General features: G+C 67.6%; 14 protein-coding genes and 2 riboswitches. Of the genes, 6 read left to right on the forward strand and 8 right to left on the reverse strand.

Features of this window, described 5'->3' with window-relative positions:
- Positions 1-87: 87 nt before the first annotated feature.
- The gene (locus IFT87_RS10850; RefSeq protein WP_037530517.1) at positions 88-1,050 is read left to right on the forward strand and encodes a cation diffusion facilitator family transporter; all 963 of its coding nucleotides are present in this window, start codon (positions 88-90) and stop codon (positions 1,048-1,050) included.
- Here IFT87_RS10850 and IFT87_RS10855 read toward each other — a convergent pair.
- Positions 1,044-2,579 carry an aminoacyl--tRNA ligase-related protein gene (locus IFT87_RS10855; protein ID WP_037530527.1) on the reverse strand — a complete coding sequence of 512 codons (1,536 nt, stop codon included), beginning with the start codon at positions 2,577-2,579 and terminating at the stop codon, positions 1,044-1,046. The two genes, IFT87_RS10850 and IFT87_RS10855, sit on opposite strands and share 7 nt — an antisense overlap.
- Before the next feature lie 194 nt (positions 2,580-2,773).
- Here IFT87_RS10855 and IFT87_RS10860 point away from each other — a divergent pair, with 194 nt between their 5' ends.
- On the forward strand, positions 2,774-3,670 hold the full coding sequence (locus IFT87_RS10860; RefSeq protein WP_031441602.1) for a DMT family transporter: 897 nt from the start codon (positions 2,774-2,776) through the stop codon (positions 3,668-3,670).
- Positions 3,671-3,850: 180 nt separating this feature from the next.
- On the opposite strand, the gene gcvPB is transcribed toward IFT87_RS10860, so the two are convergent.
- From gcvPB to IFT87_RS10885, 5 genes are all read right to left on the reverse strand, one after another.
- The gene (gene gcvPB / locus IFT87_RS10865) at positions 3,851-5,431 is read right to left on the reverse strand and encodes an aminomethyl-transferring glycine dehydrogenase subunit GcvPB (RefSeq protein ID WP_192008437.1); all 1,581 of its coding nucleotides are present in this window, start codon (positions 5,429-5,431) and stop codon (positions 3,851-3,853) included.
- Positions 5,428-6,798 carry an aminomethyl-transferring glycine dehydrogenase subunit GcvPA gene (gene gcvPA, locus IFT87_RS10870; protein ID WP_192008439.1) on the reverse strand — a complete coding sequence of 457 codons (1,371 nt, stop codon included), beginning with the start codon at positions 6,796-6,798 and terminating at the stop codon, positions 5,428-5,430. Before gcvPA ends, gcvPB begins: the two co-directional genes overlap by 4 nt.
- A 121-nt stretch (positions 6,799-6,919) precedes the next feature.
- Positions 6,920-7,291, reverse strand: coding sequence for a glycine cleavage system protein GcvH (gene gcvH / locus IFT87_RS10875; RefSeq protein ID WP_037530350.1), 372 nt, complete (start codon positions 7,289-7,291; stop codon positions 6,920-6,922).
- A 1-nt stretch (position 7,292) separates the two neighbouring features.
- Positions 7,293-8,540, reverse strand: coding sequence for a glycine cleavage system aminomethyltransferase GcvT (gene gcvT / locus IFT87_RS10880; protein ID WP_084215198.1), 1,248 nt, complete (start codon positions 8,538-8,540; stop codon positions 7,293-7,295).
- Positions 8,541-8,586: 46 nt separating this feature from the next.
- A riboswitch (glycine riboswitch) is annotated at positions 8,587-8,691 on the reverse strand.
- Between the two features lies 1 nt (position 8,692).
- Positions 8,693-8,811, reverse strand: a riboswitch (glycine riboswitch).
- 205 nt (positions 8,812-9,016) lie between these two features.
- Entirely contained in the window at positions 9,017-9,655 is a 639-nt protein-coding gene (locus IFT87_RS10885; protein WP_234387500.1) for a hypothetical protein, read from the reverse strand.
- Positions 9,656-9,831: 176 nt separating this feature from the next.
- On the opposite strand from IFT87_RS10885, the gene ispH reads away from it, so the two are divergent.
- From ispH to rnhA, 3 genes are read left to right on the forward strand one after another with little or no spacing between them, the layout of a single operon-like run.
- On the forward strand, positions 9,832-10,785 hold the full coding sequence (gene ispH / locus IFT87_RS10890) for a 4-hydroxy-3-methylbut-2-enyl diphosphate reductase (RefSeq protein WP_192008441.1): 954 nt from the start codon (positions 9,832-9,834) through the stop codon (positions 10,783-10,785).
- A gap of 1 nt (position 10,786) precedes the next feature.
- A complete protein-coding gene (gene thrB, locus IFT87_RS10895; protein ID WP_192008443.1) occupies positions 10,787-11,737 on the forward strand; it encodes a homoserine kinase in 951 nt (316 codons plus the stop codon).
- On the forward strand, positions 11,734-12,210 hold the full coding sequence (rnhA, locus tag IFT87_RS10900) for a ribonuclease HI (protein WP_249403297.1): 477 nt from the start codon (positions 11,734-11,736) through the stop codon (positions 12,208-12,210). The genes thrB and rnhA overlap by 4 nt, the downstream gene beginning before the upstream one ends.
- 17 nt (positions 12,211-12,227) lie before the next feature.
- Here rnhA and IFT87_RS10905 read toward each other — a convergent pair whose 3' ends face one another.
- The gene (locus tag IFT87_RS10905) at positions 12,228-13,310 is read right to left on the reverse strand and encodes an NAD(P)/FAD-dependent oxidoreductase (RefSeq protein ID WP_037530346.1); all 1,083 of its coding nucleotides are present in this window, start codon (positions 13,308-13,310) and stop codon (positions 12,228-12,230) included.
- Positions 13,307-14,323: an alpha/beta fold hydrolase gene (locus IFT87_RS10910; protein ID WP_192008528.1), complete on the reverse strand. Its 1,017-nt coding sequence runs from the start codon at positions 14,321-14,323 to the stop codon at positions 13,307-13,309. Before IFT87_RS10910 ends, IFT87_RS10905 begins: the two co-directional genes overlap by 4 nt.
- A 48-nt stretch (positions 14,324-14,371) precedes the next feature.
- Between IFT87_RS10910 and IFT87_RS10915 the strand changes: the two genes are divergently transcribed.
- Positions 14,372-14,866, forward strand: coding sequence for an A24 family peptidase (locus IFT87_RS10915; RefSeq protein ID WP_031395063.1), 495 nt, complete (start codon positions 14,372-14,374; stop codon positions 14,864-14,866).
- Positions 14,867-14,887 lie beyond the last annotated feature (21 nt).

Genomic DNA, 14,887 nt, shown 5'->3' on the forward strand with positions numbered 1-14,887 from the left:
TGGGGAGGAAAAGGGCCCATTGGTGCACAGGCATCGATGGGCTTTTCCGCGTCTGGCCGACGCCCCCGTCCTCGCCTAGGAGGCGGTATGGCCGATGGAATTCTCAACAAGATCAAGGACGATATCGTCCTTTACGGGGCGCTTGCCGCCAATCTGGGCATTGCCGTCGCAAAATTCGTCGCCGCGGGGCTGACCGGGTCGTCCTCGATGCTGACCGAGGGTGTCCATTCGCTGGTCGACAGCGGCAATCAGATCCTGCTGCTGTACGGCCAATCGCGGGCGAAGCAGCCGGCGGATGCGGCCCACCCGTTCGGCTATGGCCGCGAGCTCTATTTCTGGGCGTTCGTCGTCGCGATCCTCATCTTCGCGGTGGGCGCGGGCGTGTCGATCTATGAAGGGTATCGGCACATGCTGCGGCCCGAGCCGCTGTCCGACCCTCTCATCGCCTATATCGTTCTGGGCGTCGCGGTGCTGCTCGAGGGTACGAGCTGGACGATCGCGGTCCGGGAATTCGCCAAGTCCAAGGGGGATTCGGGCTGGTGGACCGCGATCCATCGCTCGAAGGACCCGGCAGGCTTCATCGTCCTGTTCGAGGATTCGGCGGCGCTGGCGGGGCTGCTGATCGCCGGGTTCGGCATCTGGGCCAGCCACGCCTTTGCCGACCCCCGGATCGACGGCGTCGCGTCGATCCTGATCGGCCTGATCCTCGCGCTCGTCGCGGTGATCCTGGCACGCGAATCGAAGGGGCTGCTGATCGGCGAGCGCGCGGACTCTGCCGTGATCGCGACGATTCGCGGCATCGTCGCGGCGCACCCGGCGATCGCCGCGGTGAACCATGTCCGGACGATCCACACCGCGCCCGACAGCATCTTCGCAGCGATCAGCGCGGACTTCGTCGACACGCTGACGATGGGCGAAGGCGAGACGATGATCGAGGCGATGGAAGGCGAGCTCCGCGCTGCGGTGCCGATGCTCGCCTCGATCTATATCCGTCCCGAAAAGCGTGAGGACGCCGTCGTGGTTCACGAGGGCGTCCCGGAGGATCAATAGGCGCGGGCGATCAGGATACGCTCGACCGCGGGCTGACCGGTGAAGATGCAGGCGCCATCGTCGCATCCGGTCTGGCCGATCGGCGCGTTGCGGATCGTCAGCTTGAGCGCCTTCAACCGCTCGACAACCGAGTCGAGCGCCGCGCCCGTCGGCTTCGCCCAGCGCACATCGACCCAGCCCGGGTTCTTCACGCCGTCGGCAAAGTGAGTCTCGAGCGCCGCAAAGTCGTCGATCGGCACGATGTTGGCGCGCAGCCGCTCCACCGACTCGACGTGCAACGCCCCCTGCACGTCCGCCAGCATGCCCGACACCGCTTCGACAAAGGCATCGCGCGAGGTGGCGACGCTGTCGAGCTTGCCGTCCTCGCGGTAGAGCCGGTCGCGGCGGATGACCGAGACGTTGCCGCCCGCCATGTCGCGGCCGCCGACCTCGATCACGATCGGTGCGCCCTTCTTGACCCAGCCCCAGCGCTTGGTCGCCGCCTTGGCGGGTTTCCGATCGAGCAGCGCACGGACCGGCTCGCCGAGCGCGGACTGCTTGGCGAGTTCGGCCTGAAGCGACTTGCAATAGTCGACGATCGCCGCGTCGTCGGGATTGTCGCGCAGCATCGGCACGATCACCACCTGCCACGGCGCGATCATCGGCGGCACGCGCAGGCCGTCGTCGTCGCCGTGAACCATGATGACGCCGCCGATCATCCGCGTCGACACGCCCCAGCTGGTTGTGTTGGCCAGCTCAAACTCGCCAGCTGCGTTCTGGAAGCGGATGTTCTGCGCCGAGGCGAAATTGGTGCCGAGGAAATGCGAGGTGCCCGCCTGGAGCGCCTTGCCGTCCTGCATCATCGCCTCGATCGAATAGGTCGCGACCGCGCCCGGGAAGCGCTCATTCTCGGGCTTCTCGCCCGCGATCACGTGGAGGCCGAGGCACTCTTCGGCGAAGTCGCGGTAGACTTCGAGCATCTTGAGCGTCTCGTCGCGCGCCTCGTCGACGGTTGCGTGCGCGGTATGCCCCTCCTGCCAGAGGAACTCGCTGGTGCGCAGGAACATGCGCGTGCGCATTTCCCAGCGGACGACATTGGCCCACTGGTTGATCAGCACGGGCAGGTCGCGCCACGACTGGACCCAGCGCGCGAACGCGGCGCCGATGACCATCTCCGACGTAGGGCGCACAACCAGCGGCTCCTCGAGCTTGGCGTCGGGATCTGGCACGAGCCGGCCATAGCCGTCGGCCTTCAGCCGGTGATGCGTGACGACCGCCATTTCCTTGGCGAATCCGTCGACATGCTCGGCCTCCTTCTCGAAATAGGAGAGCGGGATGAAGAGCGGGAAATAGCAATTTTCATGCCCCGTCGCCTTGATACGGTCGTCGAGCAGTCGCTGGATCCGCTCCCAGATGCCATAGCCCCAGGGGCGGATGACCATGCAGCCGCGGACGCCGGATTCCTCGGCGAGGTCGGCCTCGGTGATGACGGCCTGGTACCAGGCGGAGAAATCCGCCTCTCGGGTGACGGGGAGTGCGCGCTTTATCATGGCGTCGCGGATAGCGGGTGCGACTGGGTTCGTCACTATGCGTTGCGGCGTGGATCCCACGCTCCGCCGTCATCCTGACGAAAGTCAGGATCCAAGATACCACCCGTAGCGCTTCTGGCTCTGGATCCTGACTTTCGTCAGGATGACGGATGTTTCGGGTGGGATCGCGGGCGCGGTTTGCGTAGGTGCAGGCCATGCCCTCGGACCGCATCCTTCCCGCCATCGGCATGCGGTTGCTGTCGGTCGTGATCTTCGCGCTGATGAACACCGCGATCAAGCTGGCCGAACGCCACGGCGCGAGCGTGTCGGAGATCCTGTTCTTCCGCCAGTTCGGCGCGTGCCTGCTGGTGTCCGGGGTGATCCTCGCCGGGCCTGGCCTGCCCTCGATCGCGACCAAGCGCCTGCCCGCGCACGTCATCCGCGCGGTCGTCGGGCTGTCGGCGATGGCGTTCACCTTCAACGGGATCGTCGCGCTGCCGCTGGCGGAAGCGACGACGATCGGCTTCACCGTGCCGATCTTCGCCACGATCCTTGGCGCGCTGGTGCTGCGCGAGCCGACCGGCTGGCATCGCTGGGCGGCGGTGGCGGCGGGGTTTGCGGGCGTGCTGATCGTCGCGCAGCCCGGTAGCGGCGATCATTTTCCGTTATGGGGTGCGGGCTGTGCGCTGGCGGGCGCGTTCGGGACGGCAAGCGTGTCGATCCTGCTCCGGCAGATCGGCAAGACCGAGAGCGCGCTGACGACGGTGTTCTGGTTCTCCGCGCTGTCGCTGGTGCCGCTGTCGGTGATCTACGCGCGCGCAGCGGAGTCGCATGATCTCGTGACCTGGGCCTGCCTTGCGAGCGTCGGGGTCTTCGGCGGCCTCGCGCAGATCGCGATGACGACCTCGTTGCGGCTCGGGCCGGTGTCGGTGGTGGTGCCGATGGATTATTCGAGCCTGTTATGGGCGACATTGCTCGGCTGGCTGGTGTTCGACACGCTGCCCGCCGAGGCGACCTGGTTCGGCGCCCCCGTCATCGTCGCGAGCGGCCTCTACATCGTCTGGCGCGAACATGTCCGCCGGCAGGACGAAACCGATCGCGCGATCGCCTGAACTGACGTGATCTCCGTCATCCTGACGAAAGTCAGGACCCAGAGTCACAAACGGTAGCGCTCGGTTACCCTGGGTCCTGACTTTCGTCAGGATGACGGGAGCGGATGGGATGACGGAGCGCGTAGGGCGCGCTCCGTCTCCGCCATGTTTCGGAAAGCCGGGGTGTCGCTGGCTCGGGGCCTACTCCGCCGCCTGCGCAAGCGGCACGGGATCCTTCCAGACCAGCACGGGCTTGCGCGCCGCGAGCGTCTCGTCGAGGCGCGCGCGGGGGGCGAAGTGCGGCGCGGTCTTGAGGCTGGGGTCGCCCGCCTTGGCGCGTTCGGCGACCGAGCGCAGCGCGGCGATGAACTGGTCGAGCGCCGCCTTCGACTCGGTCTCGGTCGGCTCGACCAGCATCGCGCCGTGGACGACGAGCGGGAAGTACATCGTCATCGGGTGGAAGCCCTCGTCGATCAGCCCCTTGGCGACGTCGATCGTCGAGAAGCCCTCGGCGAGCCCCGAGTCTGAGAACAGCGCCTCGTGCATGCACGGACCCGATGGGCCGAACGGCGCGTCGAGCGTGTCGTCGAGGCTGCGCAGGATGTAGTTCGCGTTGAGCACCGCATCCTCCGACACCTGGCGCAGACCGTCGGCGCCGTGGCTGAGGATGTAGGTCAGCGCGCGCGTGAACATGCCCATCTGGCCGTGGAACGCGACCATGCGGCCGAAGCTGCCGGCATGGTGTTCGCCTGCGGTTTCCTCCTCGACGAGGACGAAGGTCTCGCCCTGCTTTTCGACGAAGGGCAGCGGGGCATAGGGCGTGAGCGCCGCCGAGAACACCACCGGACCCGAGCCCGGACCGCCGCCGCCATGCGGGGTCGAGAAGGTCTTGTGAAGGTTGATGTGCATCGCATCGATGCCGAGATCGCCCGGGCGAACGCGACCGACGATCGCGTTGAAGTTCGCACCGTCGCAATAGACGAAGCCGCCCGCCGCATGCACCGCGTCTGAAATCTCGCGCATGTCACGCTCGAACAGCCCGCAGGTGTTGGGGTTGGTGATCATCACGCCCGCGACGTCGGGGCCGAGCCGGGCCTTCAGCGCTTCGGTGTCGACGCGACCCTCGGCGGTGGCGGGGATATCCTCGACGCCATAGCCGGCGAATGCCGCGGTGGCGGGATTGGTACCGTGCGCGCTCTCGGGGACGAGGATGACCTTGCGGTGCCCCTCACCCTTGGCTTCGAGCGCGGCACGGATCGCGAGGATCCCGCAGAGTTCGCCGTGCGCGCCGGCCTTCGGACTCATCGCGACGCTGGTCATGCCGGTGAGCGTAACGAGCCAGTGCGCGAGCTGGTGGATGACCTCGAGCGCGCCCTGCACGGTGTCGACCGGCTGGAGCGGGTGGACGTCGGAGAATCCGGGCAACCGCGCCATCTTCTCGTTGAGGCGCGGGTTGTGCTTCATCGTGCAACTGCCGAGCGGGAAGAAGCCGAGATCAATGCCGTAATTCTGGCGCGACAGGCGCGTGTAATGGCGGACGGTCTCGGGTTCCGAAAGACCGGGGAGGCCGATCGGGGCCTTGCGTGCCAGCGGGCCGAGCTTGCTGGTCGTCGCACGTGCGGGCGCGGTCGCGAAGTCGACGCCGGTAGTGTGGCTGTCGCCGATCTCGAAGATCAGCGCTTCCTCGAGCATCAGCGCCTTGTTGCCGGTGACGCTGGCGGGGACGTTGCCCTTGCCCTGCTCGGGCGCGGTCGGGCGCCAGCCGCTCTGGTTGATGCTCATGCCAGTATCTCCCCAAGTACGGTGGATAGTGCGGACGCAAGCGTTTCGACGTCTTCCGCGGTGGTCGTTTCGGTCACGGCGATGACGAGGCCGTTCGCGAGCTCGTCCTTGCCGGGATAGAGACGCCCGAGCGAGACACCCGCGAGGATGCCGCGATCGGCGAGCGTGCGGACGACTGGACGCGCCTCAACCGGCAACTTCAGCGTGAATTCGTTGAAGAAGCTGTCGTTGATCAGTTCGACGCCGGGGATCTGCGACAGGCGCTCGGCGGCGGCCACGGCACCCGCATGGTTGATCTCGGCCAGCTCTCGCAGTCCCGCTTCACCCAGCAACGTCATGTGGATCGAGAAGGCCAGCGCGCAGAGCCCCGAGTTGGTGCAGATGTTCGACGTCGCTTTTTCGCGGCGGATATGCTGTTCGCGCGTCGACAGAGTCAGCACGAACCCGCGACGGCCATCGGCGTCGACGGTTTCGCCGCAAAGCCGGCCGGGCATCTGGCGGACATATTTGTCCTTGCAGCCGAACAGGCCGACATAGGGCCCGCCGAACTGGAGGCCGACGCCGAGCGACTGCCCCTCGCCGACGACGATGTCCGCGTCCATCTCGCCGGGCGAGGTGATCGCGCCGAGCGCGACGGGCTCGGTGACGACCGCGATCAGCAGCGCCTTCTTGGCATGGCACGCATCCGCGAGCGGACGCAGATCGGCGATGCGGCCGAGAATGTCGGGATACTGGACGACCACGCACGACGTGTCGTCGTCGATCTTCGCGATCAGCCGGTCGATGTCCATCTCGGGCACCAGCCGCGGGTCGGTCGTATCAAGCACGTCGCCGGTGAACCTGGCCATCGTGTTCGACACCGACACGTAATGCGGGTGCAGCCCCGCCGACAGGATCGCCTTGCCGCGCTTGGTGATACGCCGCGCCATCACGATCGCTTCCCAGCACGCGGTCGAGCCGTCGTACATCGACGCATTGGCGACGTCGGTGCCGAGCAGCCGCGCGACCTGAGTCTGGAACTCGAACAGCATCTGCAGCGTGCCCTGCGCGATCTCGGGCTGGTAGGGCGTGTAGGCGGTCAGGAACTCGCCGCGCTGGATCAGGTGATCGACGCTGGCGGGCACGTGATGCTTGTACGCGCCGCAGCCGAGGAAGAACGGCGCTTCCCCTGCGGTCAGGTTCTTCTTGGCGAGCGCCGACATGTGACGTTCGACCGCCATTTCGGAAGCATGCATCGGCAGGTCGCGGACGGGGCCGTCGAGGCGTGCGGCCTCGGGAACGTCGACGAAGAGGTCATCGATCGTCGCGGCACCGATGACGGCAAGCATCGCCTCGCGGTCGGGCTGGGTCAGGGGAAGGTAGCGCATTTTGGTCTCCTTGCCCCTCCCCTTCAGGGGAGGGGTCGGGGGTGGGGCGTTTCCACAGGCGGCGCGTCTGTCGCACTACCCCACCCCAACCCCTCCCCTGAAGGGGAGGGGCTTTGACGAATTAAAGCCCTTCGACGAACGCCGCGTAGGCAGCTTCGTCCATCAGGCTGTCGAGCTCGCTCGGATCGCTGAGCGTCAGCTTGAAGAACCAGCCGGCGGCTTCGGCGTCCGAATTCACCAGGCTCGAATCGTCGGCGAGCGCAGTGTTGCCCTCGATGACGGTGCCCGACACCGGCGAATAGACGTCCGAGGCGGCCTTGACCGATTCGACAACCGCGGCATCGGCGCCCTTGGTCAGCTGCTTGCCGGCCTCGGGAACCTCGACGAACACGACGTCGCCAAGCTGGCTCTGCGCGTATTCGCTGATGCCGACCGTGCCGACGTCACCGTCGACATCGACCCACTCGTGATCCTGCGTAAAATAACGGCTCATATCACTTGGCTCCTGCGCGGACGTAGCGGTGGGGAATGAAGGGCATCGCGGTGACGGTCGCGCTATGGACCTTGCCGCGCTGTGCGATCTCGATGCGGGTGCCAGGCGTCGCCAGCGCGAGCGGCACATAGGCCATCGCGATCGGCTTCCCGAGCGTCGGCGCGAACCCGCCGCTGGTGAGGCGACCGATCGTCGCGCCGGTGTCGTCGATCACCTCGGACCCCTCGCGCGCGGGCTGGCGTCCCTCGACGATCAGGCCGACGCGCTTGGTGGCGGGGCCATTCTCGCGCTGCGAGAGGATACGCTGGGCGCCGGGGAAGTCGGCGGCTTCGCGGCGACGCTTGGACAACGCGAAACCGAGGTCCGCCATCACCGGCGTGGTCTCGGGATCGAGATCGTGGCCGTAGAGCGGCAAACCGGCTTCGAGACGCAGCGAATCGCGTGCGCCAAGGCCGATCGGCTTGATCTCGGGAAGGGCGAGCAGCGCGTCGGCGAACGCGACGGCGTGCTCGGCGGGGATCGAGATCTCGACGCCGTCCTCGCCGGTATAGCCCGATCGGCTGATCCAGAGCGGCACGTCGTTCCAGTGGAACGCGCCCGCGGTCATGAACACGAGGCCGTCGATGCCGGGGACAATCTGAGCAACCGCCGCGACCGCCTTGGGACCCTGCACCGCAAGCAGCGCCTGGTCCTCGAGGATGTTGATCGTGACGTCGTCGGGCAGATGCTCGATCAGATAGCTGACATCGTCATATTTGGTCGCGCCGTTGACGACGACGTAGAAGCTGCCGCTCGCGGTCGGCGACGGGTGGAGCGGGTCGTACGCCTCGGGCTCGACGTCCTGCGCGGAGAAGGGCGAGGGCTGATCGTCGGGCAGGCGCGTCGCCATCAGGTCGTCGAGGATGCCGCCATCCTGCGCAAGCAGCAGCGAATAGCGCATCTTGCCCTCGCCAAGCCCGGCGATGTCGCCCGGCAGCACGGTTTCGAGCGCGCTCGCGACGCCTTCGCCCGAAAAGACGAGCTGGCCCATATGGCTGACGTCGAACAGGCCGGCCGATTCGCGCGTCCAGGCGTGTTCGGCCATGATGCCGTCATACTGGATCGGCATCTGATAGCCGGCGAATTCGACCATCCGCGCGCCGTTCGCGCGGTGCCACGCGTCGAGCGGCAACGGCAGCACCTCGGGCTCGACGTAATCGTCGGCCTCGTCGATGATGCTGGCATAGTCTCGAATATCGGCGTCGCTCATGTCGGTCTCCGTCGAAGGGGCGCGCGGCACCCTATGGTGCTGCGATCCGACCCCCTCTGTCACGGAACCTGAGAGCTTTCACCGCCTGATTGGCGGCTTACCCCTTCGGTGGCCCTCGGCGCGGACGCCAGGACGCTTTCCAGAGTGTCGATCAGCCCCGCGCGGTCTCTGGTGCCTGAGAGATTCCGGGGTGGTTGCTCCTTCGGCGGCCCCCTGCCCCTTTCAGGGCCGATCCTCAAAGGACCAGGAAACGCTCTCCCGCGCGGTGCCATGCCGGTTGCCCGGCATCGACGCGTCAAGCTGTGCCGCGCCGCACAATCTTAGTCAATCGGCGGTTTGGCGTGATCGTTCTTTTGCTGCGATCGCGGCGGCCTCATGCCCCGTCATCCTGACGAAAGTCAGGATCCAGGATCACGCACGGGCCGCAGCTTGGCTCTGGATCCGGACTTTCGTCAGGATGACGGGATGGTGGTGACTCAGCGGGTGGCGTTGTACTTCAGCTGGTCGGCGGTCAGCTGGAACCCGACCAGCGTCTCGAAACTGGCGCGCAGTACCGCCTGCCGCACCTCGGGCGTGCTCAGCGGATCGACCGCCGCATCCTCGTCGCCGGCCTTACGCTTGCGCGTCAGCTTCTCGCGCACGTCCGCCGACAGCGTCGCCGCCGCACGCGTGATCGTTGCCGTACCCTGCGCATTCGCCTCCGCCCGCAGCTGGCCGGCATCGAAATGCAGCGTCACACGGCCGACGCGCTTGGCGACGACCGCGCTGCCGCCGCGCACCACGGTCACGAAATAGGGCAGCACGACGTCGCGCGCCGCGTCGGCCCGCGCACGCCGCGCCTGGACGGTGAACGTCACGTTCGTCAGGATCGGGTCGTTCGCGTCGACGCAGGTCGAACGGACATTGGTCATCAGCGCGGTGACGTCGATCGCCGACTGATCGCGACTGGTGACGGGGTCGAACACGGTGATGTCCCCGGTCGCGGCGGGCACCGCCACGGTCGGGCACGCGGTGCGGATCGCGGAGATGCCGCCGGTCGCGTCGATCTCTCCCTTGGAAGCGCAACCGCCCAGGGCGAGCGCGAGGATCGAAGCGGCAAGGATGGGGGCTTTCACGGGGACGCGTACCTTCTCGAACGAGCGAAAGGGCCTGCGCAACCGCACCGGCCCCTGTCACCGCGCACCATAGGAACCGGCTTTCGTCCAGGCAAGCAATCGCGTAGAGCCCGACGACTATGAGCATCCCCCCAGAGCCCATCGCAAACCCCGCAACCTCGGCCGCTGAGCCGGCCATGCGCGGCGACAAACCCGCGCTCGAACTGCTGATCGCCGCGCCGCGCGGCTTCTGCGCCGGCGTCGACCGCGCGATCCGCATCGTCGAGCTGGCAATCGAGAAGCACGGCGCGCCGGTCTATGTCCGCCACGAGATCGTCCACAACAAGTTTGTCGTCGACACGCTGAAGGCGCAGGGCGCGGTGTTCGTCGAGGATCTGAGCGAGGTGCCCGACGATGCGCCGGTGGTGTTCTCCGCGCACGGCGTTCCCAAATCGGTGCCGCTCGACGCGCAGGCGCGCGGGCTCGAATATCTCGATGCGACCTGCCCGCTGGTCTCAAAGGTCCATCGCCAGGCCGAGCGGCTGGTTGCGCAGGGGCAGCACATCGTGTTCATCGGCCATGCCGGCCATCCCGAGGTGATCGGCACCTTCGGCCAAGTGCCCGAGGGCGCGATGTCGCTGATCGAAACGGTCGAGGATGCGGAAGTTTTCGCGCCGATCGACCCCGCCAATCTCGCCTTCCTGACGCAGACCACGCTGTCGGTCGACGACACCGCGGCGGTCGTCTCGACGCTGCAGCGACGCTTCCCCGAGATGCTGCCGCCGCGTGGCGAGGACATCTGTTACGCGACCTCGAACCGCCAGGCTGCAGTCAAGGCGATCGCGCATGGGTGTGACGCGATGCTGGTGATCGGCGCGCCCAATTCGTCCAATTCGGTGCGGCTGGTCGAGGTCGCGCAGCGCGAGGGCACGCCGGCGATGCTGATCCAGCGCGCCAGCGAACTCGACTGGGATTTCCTCGCCGGAGTCGGCACGCTCGGCATCACCGCAGGTGCGTCCGCGCCCGAGCTGCTCGTCCGCGAACTCGTCACGCGCCTTGCCGAGCGGTTCGAGGTGTCCGAGCGCGAGGTCGAGACGACGCGCGAGACGATCGCCTTCAAGCTGCCCCGCGGGCTCGAAGCCGCCGCCTAGCATGGCGGTCTATACGCAGGTCTCGGCCGAGGCGCTCGGAACGTTCCTCGCGCGGTACGACCAGGGTGCGCTGGTCTCTGCCAAGGGGATCGCCGAGGGGGTGCAGAACAGCAACTACCTGGTCGAGACCACTGCGGACCGCTTCATCCTGACGCTGTACGAGGAATGGACGTCGACCGACGACCTGCCCTTCTTCCTCGCGATGCTCGATCATCTGGCCGAGGCGGGCAATCCGGTGCCGCGCGCGCTGCCCGATCGCGACGGTACCGCGATCCAGCAGCTCGCCGGGCGCTCGGCCTGTCTGATCGAGTTCCTGACCGGCGTGTCGGTGTCGCACCCGACCCCCGCACAGGCACGGGCGGCCGGCGCGGCGATGGGCCAGCTCCATGCCGGGCTGGCGGACTTCGCACTGACCCGCGCCAACCCGCTGGGCGCCGACACCTGGCGCCCGCTGCTCGAGCGGTGCGGTGCTGGGATCGACACGATCGCACCGGGGCTGTTCGCGCGGATCGAGGCAGCGCTGGCGCGGGTGCTCGCGCAGTGGCCGCGCGACCTGCCGGTGGCGGCGATCCATACGGACCTGTTCCCCGACAATGTCCTGATGCTCGGCGACCGCGTGACCGGGGTGATCGACTTCTACTTCGCCTGCACCGACATCCGCGCCTATGATCTGGCAGTGATGCACAGCGCCTGGGCGTTCGATGCGACCGGCGAGCGTTACGATCCCGCGATCGGCGCCGCGCTGATCGCAGGCTATGAAAGCCGGTTCGCGCTGTCCGAGGCGGAGCGTGCCGCGCTGCCGATCCTCGCGCAGGGCGCCTGCCTGCGCTTCCTGCTGACGCGCGCCTGGGACTGGGTCAACACGCCGGCCGATGCGCTGGTGACGCGCAAGGATCCGCTCGCCTATTGGCGGCGGCTCGAAGCCTATCTCAAGGACGACCTGTTCGCATGACCGACGACGCTACCGCGACAACGATGACCAAGGTCGAGATCTATACTGATGGCGCGTGCAAGGGGAATCCGGGACCGGGCGGCTGGGGCGCGGTGATCCGGATGGGCGCGCACGAGAAGGAATTGTCGGGCGGCGAGCCGCAGACGACGAACAACCGGATGGAGATGACCGCGGCGATCAAGGCGCTCAACATCCTCACCCGGCCCTGCGCGGTGACGCTGTACACCGACAGCAAATATGTGATGGATGGCCTGACCAAATGGGTGAAGGGCTGGCAGCGCAACGGCTGGAGGACCGCGGACAAGAAGCCGGTGAAGAATGCCGAGCTGTGGCACGCGCTGCTCGCCGCGGTCGCGCGGCACAAGATCGAATGGCAATGGGTCAAGGGCCATGCCGGCCACCCCGAGAACGAACGCGCCGACACGCTGGCCAGCAACGCCGCGATTGCGGCGATGACGCCTGGCCGCCGCTAGGCTGACACGAAACGGCGTTAGAAACGACGGGGCGAATAGCGGTGCGGATCGATCCCCGCCACCGCAGGATCAGGCGGCGTCCCGAGCAGCAACGCGGCCGCAAGGCGCGCTGCCGCCGGTGCGGTCTGGATGCCGAAGCCGCCCTGCCCCGCGCACCAGAAGAAGCCGGGTTCGCTCGGGTCGAAACCATAGACCGGCAGCCGGTCGGGCGCGAAGGTCCGCAGGCCCGCCCAGCGGCGTTCGACCTGTGTGACCTGCCAGTCGACCGCCTGTTCGAGCCGGTCGATCGCGATCGCGACGTCGATCTCCTCGGGCGCGGCATCGCAGGGGTCGGTCGGCGTCTCGTCATGCGGGCTCAGCCAGAGGCGCCCGCCGGGCTCGGGCTTGAAATAGAAGCCGCCTGAAATGTCGGCGACATGCGGCATGCCCGCCGCGGCTGCGGGATCGGTCCGCAGCTGGACCATCGTCCGCCGGTAGGGCTGAAGTCCGATCGGTGCCACACCCGCACGCCGCGCGACGCTATCGGCCCAGGCCCCCGCCGCATTGACCAGTACCGCGGCGCGAAACGTCCCCGCGGGCGTCTCGATGCTCCACTGGCCCGAGTCGCGCCGGGCGGCCTGCAGCGCAGCGCCGGTCACGAGATCCGCCCCGCCCCGCCGCGCGGTCGCCAGGTCGTGCGCATGCAGCCCGGCGACATCGATATAGGCGCAACTCGGCTCGTGCACCCCGAGCGTCCAGTCGGGGCGCAGCCCGGGAAGGCACGCCGCCGGATCGATCCGGTCGAGCTGCACGTCGCTGTCGCTGAATTCGGCCAGAAACCTGTCGATCGCGGGCGCGTCCTGCGCACGACCGATATGAAGCGAACCCAGCGGCTGAAGATGCCCGCCGGCCCTGAGCACCGGCCCCGACGCGGTCGTCAGCGGCTGGATGCCGGGGCCACCATAGGTTTCCGACCAGAAAGCCGCGGACCGCCCCGTCGCGTGGTAGCCCGGCATGTCCTCCGCCTCGAGCAGCAGCACGCGCGCATGCGGCGCGAGCATCGCGGCGAGGCTGACGCCGGCCATACCCGCACCGACGATCGCGACGTCGTATACGCTCATCGGCGCGGCACCGTGTCGTCGAGAAACGCGTCGAGCGCGGCCAGCGCGCGGTCACGCACAGCATCCGATTCGCGCAGGATCTCATGCGCCGATTCAGGCCCGAAGCGCACCAGCCGCGCGTCGCGCAGCCGCTCGACGATCCGGACCGCGGCATGCGGATCGACCAGCTTGTCGGCATCCGCGAGCAGCATCAGCACCGGCGTAGCGATCGTCTCGACGCGCGGATCACAGGCGAGCGCAGCGGACCCGGCGAATGCTTCGGACAGCCAGGTCCAGCTCGGCGGACCGAGCTGCAGGTCGGGCTGCGCCTCGTGCCACCAGCGTTCGTCGTGATAGCGGTCGGCGTCGTGGGTGAGCAGACGCTGACGCGAGGCGACGGGCCCGGGCCGCTCGTTCTGGCGCCAGGCCGCGCGGATCGGCGCACGCCGCGCCATGTAGCGCGCGATCCGGCCGCTCAGCCGCGCGCCGAGGGGAGAGCGAAGGCCCAGCATCGGTGCGACGAGGATCGCCGCCGCCGGGTCGATCGTCCCCGCCGTCAGCGCGCGCATCACCATCAGCCCGCCCATCGAATGGCCAAGGATCGCCGTCGGGATGTCGCCATCGCCTTCGCCGCGCCATTGATGCCAGAAGCCGGCGAGATCGGCATCGTAGGTCGCGAAGTCGTCGACATGGCCGACATAGGGGTCGGGGGACAGCCGCCCCGACCCGCCCTGCCCGCGCCAGTCGAGCGAGGTCACTGACCAGCCGACGCTGCGCAGATGCGCGATCGTCTCGAGATATTTCTCGAAACTGTCGCCGCGACCGGCCTGGAAGAGAAAGCGTCCGCGCGCGTTCGGTGCCGGCCAGTCGAACCGCCTCAGGCTCCAGCCGTCGGGCGCGACCCAGCGACTGACGCGGGCATCGTCGGGAATCGCGCGCCGACTCGCGGCTGGCACGATCGGTGCGACGGTGGTGCGGGCATGCGGACGGGCCGGACCGGAGGCGGGCCCGGAGGTCGGATCAGAATCGAACATCGGCGACACAGTTACTTTTTCGAAAGCCATACCCGCTAAATGTAGTGCATGGGGTCGACGTTTACTCTTCCAATTCTACTTTTTCTGCTCGCCGGGCTGCTTGTCCTCGCTGCGATCGAGGACGCACGGACGCGGGAGATCGCCAATGCGAAGACCGCCGCGATCGTGCTGCTCGCGCCCTTGTGGTGGTGGGCCAACGGCCTGTCACCCTGGCCCGACATGGCGATCCAGATCGGGATCGCCGCGGCGGTCTTCGCGCTGTTCTGCATCGCTTTTCATTTCGGGCTGATGGGCGGCGGCGACGTCAAGCTGATCGTCGCGCTGTCGCTGTGGCTACCGTTCGGCGCGTTCATGGCGATGCTGATGGTGATGTCGATCGCGGGCGGCGTGCTGACCGCGGGGATGCTGATCGCAAGGAAGCTGGCCATGCGGCGCGCCGATTCGGGCGTCGAAAACGCCGCGATCGAGGTGCCCTACGGCATCGCGATCGCCTTTGCAGGGCTCGTCGCGGTCCACGAACCACTCCTTAACTCCCTGCGGTAGATACTTAATGTTCGATCAATC

It is taken from the genome of Sphingomonas sp. CFBP 8765 (genome assembly GCF_014841445.1).
GTDB lineage: Bacteria > Pseudomonadota > Alphaproteobacteria > Sphingomonadales > Sphingomonadaceae > Sphingomonas > Sphingomonas aerolata.

Excerpts from the sequence above, each read along its gene's own strand:
- IFT87_RS10850 (WP_037530517.1), top strand. The coding sequence starts at position 88 with ATGGCCGATGGAATTCTCAACAAGATCAAGGACGATATCGTCCTTTAC.
- IFT87_RS10855 (WP_037530527.1), bottom strand. The coding sequence starts at position 2,579 with ATGATAAAGCGCGCACTCCCCGTCACCCGAGAGGCGGATTTCTCCGCC.
- IFT87_RS10860 (WP_031441602.1), top strand. The coding sequence starts at position 2,774 with ATGCCCTCGGACCGCATCCTTCCCGCCATCGGCATGCGGTTGCTGTCG.
- gcvPB (WP_192008437.1), bottom strand. The coding sequence starts at position 5,431 with ATGAGCATCAACCAGAGCGGCTGGCGCCCGACCGCGCCCGAGCAGGGC.
- gcvPA (WP_192008439.1), bottom strand. The coding sequence starts at position 6,798 with ATGCGCTACCTTCCCCTGACCCAGCCCGACCGCGAGGCGATGCTTGCC.
- gcvH (WP_037530350.1), bottom strand. The coding sequence starts at position 7,291 with ATGAGCCGTTATTTTACGCAGGATCACGAGTGGGTCGATGTCGACGGT.
- gcvT (WP_084215198.1), bottom strand. The coding sequence starts at position 8,540 with ATGAGCGACGCCGATATTCGAGACTATGCCAGCATCATCGACGAGGCC.
- ispH (WP_192008441.1), top strand. The coding sequence starts at position 9,832 with ATGCGCGGCGACAAACCCGCGCTCGAACTGCTGATCGCCGCGCCGCGC.
- thrB (WP_192008443.1), top strand. The coding sequence starts at position 10,787 with ATGGCGGTCTATACGCAGGTCTCGGCCGAGGCGCTCGGAACGTTCCTC.
- rnhA (WP_249403297.1), top strand. The coding sequence starts at position 11,734 with ATGACCGACGACGCTACCGCGACAACGATGACCAAGGTCGAGATCTAT.
- IFT87_RS10905 (WP_037530346.1), bottom strand. The coding sequence starts at position 13,310 with ATGAGCGTATACGACGTCGCGATCGTCGGTGCGGGTATGGCCGGCGTC.
- IFT87_RS10910 (WP_192008528.1), bottom strand. The coding sequence starts at position 14,323 with ATGTTCGATTCTGATCCGACCTCCGGGCCCGCCTCCGGTCCGGCCCGT.
- IFT87_RS10915 (WP_031395063.1), top strand. The coding sequence starts at position 14,372 with ATGGGGTCGACGTTTACTCTTCCAATTCTACTTTTTCTGCTCGCCGGG.